Here is a 14,176-nt window from a genome sequence, read left to right on the forward strand (position 1 = left end):
CGAGAGGTGCCAGCCGGAAACGACGCGGCGTTGCGGTCACCGCGCGCCATGCGCGCCGTCACCCCCGGCTCAAAGCCTTGAGCGCCGCGTAGCTCTCCTTGTAACGGCCATGCGCCTCCGAGAAGGCGCCAAACAGATCCCGCTCGGTTCCACCACCCGCGAAATGGCGGGTGGCGTGGCGATCTCGGCGCCCTGCCCGCTCGCTGCCATCAGCCCGAGCCGCGCCGCGCCGAAGGCGCCGCCGAAATCCCCCGCGACCGGCAGATCGACCGGCATCTGGAGCGCGGTGGCAATCGCCTTCAGCCAGTATTCCGAGCGCGTGCCACCGCCGACGCCGATCAGGCGGTCGAAGCGGGTCCCGGTCGAGGCCAGCGCGTCGCGGCTGTCGCGGATCGCGAAGCTCACCCCCTCCAGCACCGCGCGGACCAGCGCCGCGCGATCCGTGTCGTGCCCCATATGCAGGAAGGAGGCGCGGACATGCGCATCGTTGTGCGGCGTCCGCTCGCCGCCGAGATAGGGCAGGAACAGCGTACGGGACGGCGCCTGCAGATCGCCCAGATCCGCGGTCAGCGCGGCGGCCGGACTCCCCAGCACGCCGGCAAACCAGTTCATCGCATCCGCCGCGGCGAGGATCACCCCCATCTGGTGCCAGCTCTCGGGCAGCGCGTGGCAGAAGCTGTGGACCGCGCTGGCGGCGTTCGGATGAAACCCGTCCGTCGCGGCGAAAAGCACGCCAGAGGTGCCGAGCGACACGAAGGCCGTGCCGGGCCTCACGACGCCCATGCCCACCGCCGAGGCCGCGTTGTCGCCACCGCCTCCGGCAACGACGACGTCCGAAGGCAGGCCCCAGCGTACAGCGAGTTCCGGGCGCAGCCGACCCGACACCTCGGAGCCCTCGACCAGCCGTGGCATCCGGCCCCGATCCAACCCCGTCGCCTCGAGCAGCGCCTCGGACCAGTCGCGCGCGGCGACGTCGAGCCAGCCGGTCCCGGCGGCATCCGACATCTCCGAGACATGCTCTCCGGTCAGCCAGAGGCGCAGGTAATCCTTGGGAAGCAGCACCTTGCTGATGTTTTCGAAGACCTGCGGCTCGTGGCGCCGCACCCAGGCGAGCTTGGGGGCAGTGAAGCCGGGGAAGACGACGTTCCCGGTGATCTCGCGAAACCGCGGATCGGCATCGAGCGCCGCGGCCTCAGCATGGCTACGGGTATCGTTCCACAGCATGCAGGGCCGCAGCACCCGGTCGGAGGCGTCGAGCAGCGTCGCGCCGTGCATCTGCCCCGACAGGCCGATGCCGCGCACCGCCTTGGCTTCGATCCTGTCCATAAGCGCGCCGATCGCGGATTCGGCCGCCGCAATCCAGGCCGCGGGATCCTGCTCGGACCAGCCGTCATGGGGCCGTGCGACCGAAAGCGCGGCGCTGCTTTCTGCCAGGATCGATTGATCCTCGGCGATGGCCAGCGCCTTCAGGCCCGAAGTGCCGAGATCAAGCCCGATCAGTATCATCCAGTCCTACTCTCGCCTTTTATCCCGCCCCGCAGCGCGGTGCCGACCGCACAAACCAGCGCCGAACTCATGAATGTGACATACGTACCTCAACATCCCCCCCTAGGAAAGTCATTTGAGGAATGTCACTGTAGAACGGATGTCAGATCTCATCGAGGCCAATCCACCGCGCGTTCGCCGTACTGGAGGCGATGGCGGCGGTGACGAAGCGCATACCTTCGAGCCCGTCGGCCAGCCCCGGAAGCTGCTCCCGTGGCTCGCCCCGTATTACTGCCGCGAAGTCGCGGTACAAAGAGGCGAAGGCTTCGAGGTACCCCTCGGGATGGCCTGGCGGGATACGGTGCCCCGCGGTCGGTATGTCGGCCGCAGCGCTCGCCCGGGTGATCCGCTGCGCAGGCTGGCCGAAGGCGGTGAACCACAGCGTGTCGGCCTCCGCCTGCCGCCACTCGATCCCACCCTTGTCGCCATAGAGCCGCAGCGCGATGCCGTTCTCGTTGCCTGGCGCTACCTGGCTGGCCCAGAGCATGCCGCGCGCCCCACCTTCGAAGCGCAGCATCATGTGGACGTTGTCGTCGAGCCTGCGGCCCGGCACGAAGGCGGCAAGGTCGGCGCTCAGCGCCTCAAGCCGCAGGCCGGAGACGTAGCGTATTAGGTTGTAGGCGTGCGTACCGATGTCGCCGATGCAGCCGCCGCCGCCCGCGCGGGCCGGATCCGTGCGCCACTCGGCCTGCTTGTTGTCGACCGCCTCGGTGAGCCAGTCCTGCACATATTCCGTCTGCGCCACGCGGAGCTTGCCGAGCCGCCCTTCGGCGACCATCGCCCGGGCCACGCGGACCATCGGATAGCCGGTGTAGTTGTGGGTTAGCAGGAAGCGGGCGCCGTTGCGCGGCCTTATTCCGGCGAGCGCCTCGGCATCCTCAAGGCTGGAGGTGAGCGGCTTGTCGCAGATCACATGGATGCCCGCCTCGAGAAACGCTTTGGCCGGGCCGAAATGCATATGGTTCGGCGTCACGATCGCCACTGCCTCGATCCCGTCAGCACGGGCCGCCTCAACCTTCGCCATCGTCTCGAAGCTGTCATAGGCGCGGTCGGGCGCAATGCCGAGTTCCGCCGCCGAGCGTCGCGCGACGTCGGCACGTGACGAAAGTGCGCCTGCCACCAGCTCGTATTCGCCATCAAGCCGCGCCGCGACGCGGTGGACATAGCCGATGAACGATCCCTCGCCGCCCCCGACCATGCCGAGCCTGATCCTGTTCATGCCGCGCCCTCCAGCCCGAGCATCGCGCGGTTGCGCGCGCCGTCCGTCGCCGCGCCCGCAAAATCGTCAAAGGCTTTGTCCGTCACGTCGATGATGTGGCGCGCAATGAAGGGCGCGCCCTGCGCCGCCCCCTGCTCGGGCGATTTCAGGCAGCATTCCCATTCGAGCACGGCCCAGCTGTCGTAGCCATGCCGCGCCAGCTTCGAGAAAACCGCGCCGAAATCCACCTGTCCGTCGCCAAGGCTGCGGAAACGGCCGGCGCGGCTCAGCCACGGCTGATAGCCCGAGTAGACCCCCTGCCGCCCGTCGGGATTGAACTCGGCATCCTTCACGTGAAACGCGCAGATGCGCTCGTGATAAAGGTCGATGAAGGCGAGATAATCCATCTGCTGCAACAGGAAGTGCGAGGGGTCGTAGTTGATCCGCGCCCGCTCGTGGCCATCCAGCGCGTCGAGGAACATCTCGAAGGTGGCGCCGTCGAAGACGTCCTCGCCGGGATGCAGCTCGAAGCCGATGTCGACGCCTTGCGCATCATGGGCGTCGAGGACCGGTCGCCAGCGCCGCGCCAGCTCCGCGAAGGCTTCCTCGATCAGCCCGGCCGGGCGCTGCGGCCAAGGGTAGAGATAAGGAAAGGCCAGCGCGCCGGTAAAGCCGACCGTCGTGTCGAGCCCGAGGTTGCGCGCAGCGCGGGCGGCGAGCATCAGCTGCTCGACCGCCCAGGCCTGCCGCGCCGCGGGCTTGCCATGCGTGGCCTGCGGCGCGAAAGCGTCGAACGCGAGGTCGTAGGCCGGGTGGACCGCGACCAGCTGCCCCAGGAGATGGGTCGACAGCTCGGTGATCTCGACACCCGCGTCGGCGCAAATGCCGCGCAACTCGTCGCAGTAGGTCTGGCTCTCGGCTGCCAAGCCGAGATCGAACAGCCGCGCGTCTGTGCAAGGAATCTGCACGCCGCGATAGCCCAGCCCCGCCGCCCATCTGGAGATGTTCTCCAGCGTGTCGAACGGTGCCTCGTTGCCTGCGAATTGTGCCAGGAAGAGCCCTGGCCCCTTCATCCTGCCCATGTCGATCCTCCCATTTCACCGCGGCTCAGCCGGCCATGTCGCTCAGCATCTCGAGGTGCCGGATCTCGACCGGGCGGGCGAGCAACTCGCCCTGCCGGTCGAAGAGCGGCTTGAGATGCGGCTTGGTCAGATGCGCGTCGAGATCCTGAAGCGTTGTCCAGTTCTCGTAGAACACGAAGACGCAAGGGTCCTTGGCATCGGCGTGGAAATCGTAGTTCAAGCAGCCCGCCTCGGCCCTCGTGGGTTCGACCTGCGCATGCAGGATCTCCTGCAGCTCGGCCCGGGTGTCGGGCTTCGCCACGACGGTTCCGATGATTGTGCAACCTGGTTTCATGGCTCAGTTCCTTTTCTGACTCAGCGCCACGGCGAGAATGATGATGCCGCCACGCGCGATCAGCTGCTGGCTGAACTCGAGGCCCATCAGGATCAGGCCGTTGTTGATCAGGCCGATCATCAGCGCGCCTACGATGGTACCGATGACGGTGCCGTAGCCGCCGAAGAGGCTGGTGCCGCCGAGTACCGCCGCAGCGATCACCGACAGCTCGTCGCCTTCGCCGAGCTGGAACCGCCCCGACTGCAACCGGCCCGCATAGAGCATTCCGGCAAGGGCCGCAGCCATCGAGGAGATCACGAGAACCCGGAACTTCACCGAGCTGGTGTCGATCCCCGAGTAGCGCGCCGCGGTCTCGCCGCCGCCGGTAGCGAGCACGCGCCGACCGAAGGTCGTCCGCTTGAGAACGAAATGGCCGACCGCGCCGAGCCCGAGCATCCACAAAAGCAGCACCGGCACGATACCGATGGAGCCGCCGCCGAACAGCCACGAGTAGCCGGGGTTGATGATCGGCACGGCGGCGGTGCCGCTGATCCACATCGCGACGCCTTTGGCGATGCCCATCATCGCGAGCGTGGTCAGGAACGACGGAATGCCGATCCGGGTGGTCAGGAGCCCGTTGAAGACGCCGACCGCGATGCCTGTGGCCAGACCGGCGGCGACGCCGAAGAAGATGCCGCCCGCGGCGATCGCCATCGCCGCCGTGACCGAGGCGAGCCCCGCCACCGCGCCCACCGAGAGATCGATTTCCCCCGACGAGAGCACGAAGGTCATGGCGATCGCCATGACCGCGATCATCGCCGTCTGCCGCACGATGTTGAGCAGGTTGTTGGGGTTGAGGAACCCCTTGTCGTTCAGCGTCAGCGCGAAGATCGCGAAGATCACGGCAAAGCCGATATAGATGATGTATTGACGCCAGTTGGTCAGGCCGAAGCGGGCGGCGACCCCGGAAACGTGAATGCTATCGCTGGTGGACATGGCGCACTCCCTGATGCTTCAGGGCCTCCTGAATGTGAAATTGGAGTTTCTGCTCGGCCGCCTGGAGCCGGTGCATCGTATCGTCGGCCGGAAGATCCGGATCGTCGAGGTCGTGGCGCGCGAAGCTGCTGACCGCACGGCCTCCGGACATCACCAGGATGCGGTCGCAGGCGGTCAGCAGCTCGCTAAGTTCGGAGGAGATCATCACGATGGCCTTGCCGGCCCGTGCCAGCTCGCGGACGAGCCGGATGATCTCGGACTTCGACCCAATGTCGATGCCCGCCGTGGGTTCGTCGAGCACGAGGATGTCGGGATCGGCGGCGAGCCACTTGCCGATCACCACCTTCTGCTGGTTGCCGCCCGAGAGCGTGCCAACCGCGTGATCGCGCGAGGCGGTCTTGATCGCGAGCCGTTCGATCTGGTGATCGGCCACCTCCGCGACGGCGCGGCGACTAACGACGCCGCTGGACGACACCCGGTCGAGCACCGCCATCGACAGGTTGGCGGCCACCGAATGGGTGGCGATGATACCTTGGGTCGCGCGCGCCTCGGGCACCAGCGCGATGCGCGCGTCGATGGCATCGCGCGGGCTGCGGATCTCGATCGGCGTGCCCGCGACTCTAATCTCGCCCGCCATGCTGGGCTCGATCCCCGCGATGACCCGGGCGAGCGAGGAGCGGCCCGAACCGAGCAGCCCGGCCAGCCCTACGACTTCCCCGCGATGCACGGTCAGGCTGACATCACACGGCTTGTGACGGCCCGAAACGCTGACCAGCTCCAAGAGCGGCTCACCGATCTCGACCTGCTCGCGCGCGACATCCGACAGGCCGCGCGACCGCTTGCCGACGATGTGCTCGATCATCGTGTCGATCGGTAGCTCCGACAGCGGCGCGGTGATCACGTGTCGCCCATCGCGCAGGATCGTGGCGCGGTCGGCGATGCGGGCGATCTCATCCATGCGGTGCGAGACGTAGATGATCGCCACACCGCGATCCTTGAGCTTGCGCAAGAAGGTGAAGAGCCGCTCCACGTCCGACACCGACAGCGCCGTCGATGGCTCGTCGAGCACCAGCACCCGCGCTTCCTGGCTGATCGCCTTGACGATCTCGGTGAGCTGGCGCTGCCCGGCACCGAGATCGGCGACGAGCGCCCGGGGGTTCACGTCGACCTCGAGCATCTCGAACAGCGCGCGCGCCTTCTTTTCGGCGGTGCGGTCGTCGATCAGCCCGAGGCCGGTCTTAGTCTCGCGCGTGAGAAAAACGTTCTGCGCGACGCTCAGCGACGGGACAAGACTCATCTCCTGAAAGATCATCGCCACCCCCGCCTGCCGCGCTGCCTCCGGCGAGGGGTGGGTGATCCGCTGGCCGCAGATCTCGATCGTGCCGGCATCCGGCGCATGCACGCCGTTGAGCACTTTCAAGATCGTCGACTTGCCCGCGCCGTTGCCGCCCAGAAGCGCGTGGACCTCGCCGGCCTCGACCTCGAAGTCGACCCCGGCCAGCGCCCGCACACCGCCGAACTGCTTGGCGATGCCGCGCATCACCACCGCCTGCGGCGTGGCGGTCACGTCTTCACCTTGACCCATTGCTGCGTCTCCCCGGACTCGATCAGCGCATCGGCGACCAACTCGGTCAGGTAGCCATCCGCGAAGTTGGGCGAGGGCTGCACCCCCGTGGCGATCGCCTTGAACAGATCATAGCACTCGACGATCTTGGTCTCCGAGTAGCCGATGCCCAGTGCCGGGATCGGCCAAAGCCCCTCGCCGTATGGATGCGCCGGGCCGCTATAGACGGTGCGGAAGCCGCGCGCGTCGGCGGGGTCGCTGTTGAACATGACGCGCAGCTCGTCGCGGCGCTCGTAGTTGAACAGGATCGAGCCCTCGGTGCCGTGAATTTCGAAGGTGATGAAGTTGTTGCGGCCGTAGCCATTGCGCGTCGCCTCGAGCGAGCCGATGGCGCCGTTCTCGAACTTCAGGAGCGAGACGACCTCATCGTCGACATCGACCGTCGCGCGCTCGCCCCCCGTGTTCTTTTCGCTGGCCCCGAGCTTGTCCTGCCCGCCGGCCTGCACCGGCCGCGACGTCACATAGGTGGGCGTCATCGCAGTGACGGCCGCGATCGGACCGACGAGGTAATGCGCCAGATCGACCACATGGGTGCCGATGTCGCCAATGGCGCCAGACCCGGCGATCTTCTTCTGAAAACGCCAAGACAGCGGCCCGTCGGGGTCGGCGGACCAGTCCTGCAGGTACGTGCCGCGGAAGTTGAGGATCTTTCCGATCCGTCCCTCCTCAATGTATTTGCGGGCCAATGCCACCGCGGGGGTGCGGCGGTAGTTGAAGGCGACCATGTGGATCACGCCGGCCTTCTCGACCGCGTCGAGCATCTCCCGCGCTTCCTCGCCGCCGCGCGCCAGCGGCTTCTCACAGATGATGTGCTTGCCTGCCTTGGCCGCCGCGATGGCGATCTCGGCATGGACGTTGTTGGGGGTGCAGATGTCGACCACGTCGATATCGCCGCGGGTCACAACCGCGCGCCAGTCGGATGAGGCCTCGTCAAAGCCGAAGCGCTGGCGAGCGTCCTCGGCCAACTCGTCGGTGACGTCGACGACGACCTTGCGGTGCGGGATCGCCGGGGCGGGCCAGAAGAACATCGGCATTGATGCGTAGGCCATGGCATGGGCCTTGCCCATAAAACCGCCACCGATCATCGCCACATTGAGCGTCTTGGTCATGTGTCTAACTCCGGAAGATATGGGAAGGCGGGACCGGCCCACGCGGAGCCGTCACCGCGGCGACGGGCGGGCGCGTGGCCTGCCCGTCGCGCTCGATCAGTTCATGCTGTTCTGGATGTTGGCCGTGGCGTCGGCACGGTAGACCGTCTGCCAGGCATCGAGCAGCGTCTCGCGCGTGACCGGCAGCGCCGGCAGTGCGACGAAGGCGGGCGCCTCCTTGTCCAGAAGGCCGTAACCCGCGAGCGTCGCCTCGGCGACGCCTTGGTCGAACGGCCGCTGTGCTCCGAGGCCTTTGACGAAGCCGCCCTGCGCCATGTTAATCGCGACGTTCTCGCCCAGATCGATGGTGGTGATGACCAGATCGTCGCGCCCCGCGACCCGCGCTGCCGAGATCACGCCCTCGGCCGGCACATCCCAGACCGCCCAAATCGCGTCGAGATCGGGGTTCGAGGTCAGCATCGCCGAGGCGACCTTGTCGGCGTCACCGGTGAAATCCGGCCCGCCAATGCCCTGCTCGGCCACGATCTCGATGCCTGGATATTCCTCGGCAATCGTCGTCTTGAAGGCGTCGTAGCGCTGCCGCGTTACGAAGAAGTCGGCCGCGTGGTAGACCAGCCCGACCTTGCCCTTGCCCTCGAGCGCCTTGGCTAGCAGATGCGCTGAGGCGACGCCGTTGCCGTAGTTGTCGGCCGAGACGACCGAGACGTAATCTGTACCGACTTCCAGCCCCGGGGGGGTGTTCTCCATAAAGACCAAAGTCACTCCTGCATCGGCGGCAGCCTTGTAGGCAGAGGCCGTCGCGGCAGGATCGGTCGGCACCGAGACGATGATATCGGGCTGCTGCGCCAGAACGGTCTCAATGTCCGCGACCTGCTTCTCAGGCTTGAAGCCGGCATCCGTGACGGCGATCACCTCGATCCCCATCTCGTCGAACCGGTTCCGCAGCCCTTCGACCTGCGCCCGCGACCAGTCATTGCCGCCATAATGCATCACGATAGCGGCAGTGGCGTTCATTTCCCTAATCTGGGTAAGTTCTTCGTCCGAGAGCGACAGCTCGGCGGCCGGGGTCGCTGTCTCGCCGTTCGGCCCCTTGGAGAGCACTTCGGATTGCAGCGCTGCGAGCGCCGCGTCGGGATCGGCAAGCGCTGGTGCAGCTAGCACGCCGGCGGCCACGAAGGCCGCGGCGGCGGCTCGGCCAAGGCTATTGATGATAGTCATGTTCGGGTCTCCCTCCCTGTGAGCGCGAACCCTCTCGTCCGCGCGGGTCGTCTTGCGGTTCAGGCCGTTTTCAGCCGTTTCTCCAGATATCGGCGGCTTGCCTCCGCCCCGGCGCGGGGATCGTCCCATGCGTCCAACTCGACCGTCACCCAGCCGTCGTAGCCGGTCTCGAGCAGCGCCTCGACGATCGAGCCGTTATCGAGATCGCCGCGGTCCAGCGGCGTGAAGGCGAAAGGCTCGCGCTGCCAGCCCTTGAGATGGACGTAGGAGATCCGCTCGCGATGCTCGCGGATCATTTGCGCGGGATCGCCGCCAGCGGCGGCGAGATGCGCGGTGTCGGGACAGAAATCGATCGAGGTTTCACCGAAGATCCGGCGCACCTGCTCGGGGCCCTCGACAATCGTCGTCAGGTGGGGGTGGTAATGTGCCTTGAGTCCGCGCTCGCGGGCAATACCCACGATGTGCTCCAGCGCCGCACCAAGCTTCGCGTGATCGCCGTCGCGCGCACCCCCTGCCCTCTTGGCTCCGCCACCGATGACGAGATGCGGCGCGCCGATCTCGGCCGTGCGGTCGGCGACGCGACGGATGCGGTCGAGTTCCTCCTCAAGAATGTCGTCGAATATGAAGTTGCCACCCGAATAGGCCGCGACCAGCGACAGCCGGTGCTTCTCGAGCAACGTGCGAAACGCCTCCACGGAATGGTCGAGAAGGTTGCCATCGAAGACCTCGACCCCCTCATAGCCGGCCGCCGCGATATCCGCGAAGGCGCGGTCCATGTCGGCGAAGGTGCGGTAGGTCAGCTCGGCGACCGAGGTCACGCCGACCGCGTTGCCGCCGAGTGGGCCCCAGCAATTCGCCTGATAGGCAAGCTTCCATATCGTCATTTTCATCTCCCTCGGCCATCGGGCCGTCCCAGACGCCGGGTCGCGACCGAGCCCTCCAGCCCAGTGCGGAGGCCACGCGCCGCCACGTCCTTCCCTTGCGTTAAACCAGGAATAAGCGAGCAAAAATCCTAAGTCAACATTTTATCAGCATAACTACGCGCACTTTTGCAGATTATCTGCATAAGCATAAAGTTGCCACGCTTAAATGTGTCGTGTATTCCTGATCTATCGGCAAAACTGGATGCGGGATGCCCAGCAAAAGCATCGAATCACACAGTGATCTGCCCTTGGGCGGATCGGGGGACTCCGAGGGGCGCGCCAACAGGCGCAGCGCGGTAGCCGATGCCTGACAGCGGCATGGTCGAGACGAGCCGGCCGAAGCGCGGCAAGGGGCGGCCTCGCAACGCCGACGGCGCCGCGCAGAGCTTGGGCATGATCCTCAACCTCGTGCGCAGCGGCGCCGCGCACACGCGTCAGGAACTGGAGCGCGAGAGCGAGCTGGGCCGCGCTATTGTCGCCGACCGGCTCGCAACGCTCAGCGAGATCAAGCTGGTCGATGAAAGCGCGCTGGCCGAGGCCAGCGGCGGCCGCGCGCCCCGGCTGGTGCAGTTCAATGCGAACCGAGCGCGGATCCTCGTGGCGACACTTGATCAGACGGCGCTCGGCGTCGGCATCGCCGACCTGTCGGGCCGGTTGATCACCGAACACCACGAAGCGATGGATCTCAGCGCCCCGCCCGAGGCGACGGCGGAGCGGCTCGGAACGCTGTTCGAATGGCTACTCGCAAAGGACGAACACTCGGCGCCGCTCTGGGGGCTAGGCATTTCGGTGCCTGGCCCGGTGCAGTTGTCGCCCGGCGACGATTTCCTGCAAGCGACGCCGACATTCCTGCCCGCATGGGAGGGCTTTCCGCTGGTCGAGCAGCTGGCTCGACGCTTTAGCGTGCCGGTCTGGATGCGCAGTAGCGTCGAGACGATGGCCATGGGCGAACTGCATGCCGGCGCCGGCGCCGGCATCAATGAGATGCTCTTCATCAAGGTTGGCAAGCGGATCGGCGCGAGCTTCGTCTTCGACGGCAAGCTCTATCGCGGCGCGCAAGGGGCGGCAGGGTTGATCGGCCATCTGCCGCGGGCGGCGGGCGGCCGAACCGCCTCGCTCGACGTGCTGGCCGGAAGCGACATGATCGCTCGCGACGGCCTCGCCGCCGCGCAGGCCGGCACCAGCCCTGCGCTGGCCGACATCCTGAACCGGGGCGGCGAGATCACTGCTATTGAGGTCGGTCAAGCCGCACAGGTCGGCGATTCAGTCAGCATGGAGATCATGTCGCGCAGCGGTCACCTGATCGGCCAACTGGTTGCCACGCTTGCCAACATGCTCAACCCGTCGCTGATTGTGCTGAGCGGCTCGATCGCGCAGACCAACGACATCCTCCTCGCCGCGGTGCGCGAGGCTGTCTATGGCGAATCGCACCCCCTCGTGACACGCGACCTGCGGATAAGTGCCTCGCGGATGGGCAGCTCTGCCGGGCTCGTTGGAGCCGCCAAGGTCGTGAGCGAGGCGTTGTTCGACCCGAGCTTCCTGCGCGAATGGGTCACCCACGGCGCCCCGACAGCGATGCCTCGGCTTTTGGCTGCGCTCGACCAGATGGGCACGGCGGCGATCGGCGCGCCCGCTTCGCCCCCCGCAGCCGCCGCGCCGCCCGGTGCATGATGACCTGAACAGGGAAGACGAAGGATTATGTCGATAAGCGGACTGGGCCCCCACGGCGAACGCGCCGCGCCGCCGAGCCGGCTGAGCCTGACGCCCAACGACGTCACCGCCGCGCGTGACAGGCGGTTCCGGGTGGCCGTTGTGCTCCATACCGGCGAGAGCGACTGGTCCCGCCAGCAGCTCGCCGGGATCGCCGGGACCTTGGGCGACTGCGGCGTCATCGTTAGCGAGGTCGTCGATTGCGGCTTTCAGGCCGCGAGCCAGATCGCCGCGCTCGAACGGCTGAGCCACGAGGGGCTTGACGCGATCATCTCGATCCCGGTGGCGAACGCCGCGGTGGCCGAGGCGCATCGGCAGGTGTCCCGCGCCGGGATACGGCTCATCCTGCACGACAACGTGCCTACGGGCATGCTGCCGGGCGCGGATTACACCTCGCTCGTCTCGGCCGACAATTTCGGTCTGGGGCTGATTGGCGCCAAGCTGCTCTCCGACAGGATCGCGCAGGGCGGCGAGGTAGGGCTAATGACCTACGGCGTCGACTTCTACGCCACGAATGAGCGCGAAATCGCCTTCGGGCGCTGGATAGTGGCCAATCGCCCCGATCTGAAGCTGCGGACGATCCGCTTCCCATCACTAGGGGCGGTTCACGAAACCACTTTGTCGATGATCGAGGAAAGCCCCGACCTTGCAGGGCTCTTCGTGGTCTGGGATACGCCGGCAATGGAAGCCGTGGCCGCACTGAATACGGTCGGGCACGACATGCCGGTCACCACCGTCGATCTTGGCCGCGATGCAGCGATATGTCTGGCACAAGACAATCACATTGTAGGCATCGCCGCGCAGCAGCCGTTCCGGCAGGGCGTCGCCGTCGCGGAAGCGACGATACTTTCTCTTTTGGGGCGCGCAGTTCCGAGTTGGATCGCCCTGCCCGGACTTGCCGTTACGAAGGCCAACGTGGCCGATAGCTACCAGACCGTTTGGCGCACGCAAGCGCCGCAGGAGATCCTCTCTGCCCTGTGACACACGAAGCCGCCATGCGGCCCCTTCAGTGCGCTGCATCGTGGCGGCCCTCCCCTTCAGGAGGTGACGGCATTGCCATGGAAACCTGCCCGCATGTTAGAAGAGTCATTGCTTTATCTGCTGGGTTCGCTTGACGCTCAGTGATTCACGGCTACCCTACAGGGACGTCATACACGCAGCGCTCGCTCGAATTTCTAAAGAATATTCAGTGCCTTGGGCATCGTGAAAAATTCACTGGGGCTCCTACCACCCCAGCCAGGTTTTCACAAAAACCCAATGAAATCAGAGCCCCAAGCGCTCTGGGTCGACTCATGTGCTACAGCCGTCCGCGGCTGTGACACATGATGTGCCACAGCCCCGACCTTCCCGCCCATCCAAACGTCGCCGACGCGCGCGACACCACGCCGGGCCCTACCTGCTCCGCCGCGGGCGGGTCTTCTACTTTCGAAAACGACTTCCCCAGGTCGATCCAAACCATGGATCAAACCTTTTTCTGTGCCTCTCCTTGCGGACCGAAATCCCGCTCGACGCGGTGAAGCGCTCTGCCGCGCTGCTCACGGTCTACGAGACAGAGGGACAGAAGATCGTGGACGCACTGAAGAACAACCTGCTCGCCCCCGCCGATGCCAAGAGCCCCCTCATGGAGGGGGCGACCATGACGACAGCGGACATCAAGGCCTGATCATCGCGCGCGCACCGTGATACCTTTCGCATGACCCGCCAGAGGAGGAGGATGTGCTCAGGTCCGCCGGATTGATCGCCGGGCTTTTGGCGGCAACCGCAAGCGTCGCAGGCGAGGAAGAGACCATCTGCCAAGCTGCTGGTCTTATCGTCGAGGGTGGGACGTCAGAGACTCGTGCTCGCATCTGCCGGATTGCCGCCCGTGAGATTCCGAAGCTTGCAGCCTGCAATGTTGCCGTGCCCGAGGGGGTCACACTCAGATTCGTGGATACTCTTCCCGAGGGTTGCATGGGCATCTTCCATTGCGGCGAAGCGCTCATCAGCTTGCTGACGCCTGAGCTCATGGCCAAGCGGCGCGATCCGGACCTCGCCTTTGCCAGCGTGCCGGACGAGCCCTATTTCGATAGCGTGGTCGTACACGAATTGACACACGCCGCCTACGACAGTGCGGAATGCCCGTTCGTCGATTGCCCGGCGACCGCCGAATACGCCGCTTATGCGATGCAGATTCGGTCGCTGCCGACCGAGGCGCGCGAGGCATTCGAGGCGACCTCCGTCTTCGATCACCGCGTCTCGCGGGACGAACTGAGCGCGATGTACCATGCCTTCGCTCCCGACCGCTTTGCGCAAAAAGCGTGGCTGCATTTCACCCAGCGCGATGACGGCTGCCAACTCATTGGACGGATCATGGGCGGCGCGGCCTTCTTTGACCGGGAACGCTTCTGACGAGGATGCCGGACCTAGGGGTTCCCCGATCCCCGGCCGGGATCTGGTGATTTCCAAGCTACTCCTGGCT

12 protein-coding genes and 1 pseudogene are annotated in these 14,176 nt (G+C 66.1%); 4 read left to right on the plus strand and 9 right to left on the minus strand.

The features are described 5' to 3' along the window. Positions 1-58 precede the first annotated feature (58 nt). From xylB to ACRAQ3_RS12140, 9 genes and pseudogenes are all read right to left on the minus strand, one after another. Positions 59-1,503 (minus strand): annotated as a pseudogene (xylB, locus tag ACRAQ3_RS12100) (xylulokinase). A 145-nt stretch (positions 1,504-1,648) separates the two neighbouring features. Next, complete coding sequence (locus ACRAQ3_RS12105; RefSeq protein ID WP_432254792.1) at positions 1,649-2,764, minus strand: Gfo/Idh/MocA family protein; 1,116 nt, start codon at positions 2,762-2,764, stop codon at positions 1,649-1,651. Next, a complete protein-coding gene (locus tag ACRAQ3_RS12110) occupies positions 2,761-3,825 on the minus strand; it encodes a sugar phosphate isomerase/epimerase family protein (protein WP_432254793.1) in 1,065 nt (354 codons plus the stop codon). Before ACRAQ3_RS12110 ends, ACRAQ3_RS12105 begins: the two co-directional genes overlap by 4 nt. Before the next feature lie 25 nt (positions 3,826-3,850). Then, entirely contained in the window at positions 3,851-4,159 is a 309-nt protein-coding gene (locus ACRAQ3_RS12115) for a putative quinol monooxygenase (protein WP_099278412.1), read from the minus strand. Positions 4,160-4,162: 3 nt separating this feature from the next. Continuing rightward, complete coding sequence (locus ACRAQ3_RS12120) at positions 4,163-5,134, minus strand: ABC transporter permease (RefSeq protein WP_370162794.1); 972 nt, start codon at positions 5,132-5,134, stop codon at positions 4,163-4,165. Next, positions 5,118-6,719 (minus strand): sugar ABC transporter ATP-binding protein, encoded by a 1,602-nt coding sequence (locus ACRAQ3_RS12125; protein ID WP_432254794.1) that lies wholly within the window; start codon positions 6,717-6,719, stop codon positions 5,118-5,120. The genes ACRAQ3_RS12120 and ACRAQ3_RS12125 overlap by 17 nt, the downstream gene beginning before the upstream one ends. Continuing rightward, complete coding sequence (locus ACRAQ3_RS12130; RefSeq protein WP_432254795.1) at positions 6,698-7,867, minus strand: Gfo/Idh/MocA family protein; 1,170 nt, start codon at positions 7,865-7,867, stop codon at positions 6,698-6,700. The genes ACRAQ3_RS12125 and ACRAQ3_RS12130 overlap by 22 nt, the downstream gene beginning before the upstream one ends. Positions 7,868-7,963: 96 nt before the next feature. After that, a complete protein-coding gene (locus ACRAQ3_RS12135; RefSeq protein WP_432254796.1) occupies positions 7,964-9,085 on the minus strand; it encodes a substrate-binding domain-containing protein in 1,122 nt (373 codons plus the stop codon). Between the two features lie 59 nt (positions 9,086-9,144). Continuing rightward, positions 9,145-9,969: a sugar phosphate isomerase/epimerase family protein gene (locus ACRAQ3_RS12140; protein ID WP_432254797.1), complete on the minus strand. Its 825-nt coding sequence runs from the start codon at positions 9,967-9,969 to the stop codon at positions 9,145-9,147. Between the two features lie 432 nt (positions 9,970-10,401). Between ACRAQ3_RS12140 and ACRAQ3_RS12145 the strand changes: the two genes are divergently transcribed. The 4 genes from ACRAQ3_RS12145 (at position 10,402) to ACRAQ3_RS12160 (ending at position 14,106) form a co-directional block, all read left to right on the plus strand. Beyond that, entirely contained in the window at positions 10,402-11,679 is a 1,278-nt protein-coding gene (locus ACRAQ3_RS12145) for an ROK family protein (protein ID WP_432254798.1), read from the plus strand. Between the two features lie 27 nt (positions 11,680-11,706). Beyond that, positions 11,707-12,699 (plus strand): substrate-binding domain-containing protein, encoded by a 993-nt coding sequence (locus ACRAQ3_RS12150; protein WP_432254799.1) that lies wholly within the window; start codon positions 11,707-11,709, stop codon positions 12,697-12,699. A 505-nt stretch (positions 12,700-13,204) separates the two neighbouring features. After that, positions 13,205-13,381, plus strand: coding sequence for a hypothetical protein (locus tag ACRAQ3_RS12155; RefSeq protein WP_432254800.1), 177 nt, complete (start codon positions 13,205-13,207; stop codon positions 13,379-13,381). Between the two features lie 71 nt (positions 13,382-13,452). Beyond that, entirely contained in the window at positions 13,453-14,106 is a 654-nt protein-coding gene (locus tag ACRAQ3_RS12160; RefSeq protein ID WP_432254801.1) for a DUF6639 family protein, read from the plus strand. Positions 14,107-14,176: the final 70 nt, after the last annotated feature.

It is taken from the genome of Limimaricola sp. AA108-03, from assembly GCF_050847355.1.
GTDB lineage: Bacteria > Pseudomonadota > Alphaproteobacteria > Rhodobacterales > Rhodobacteraceae > Limimaricola.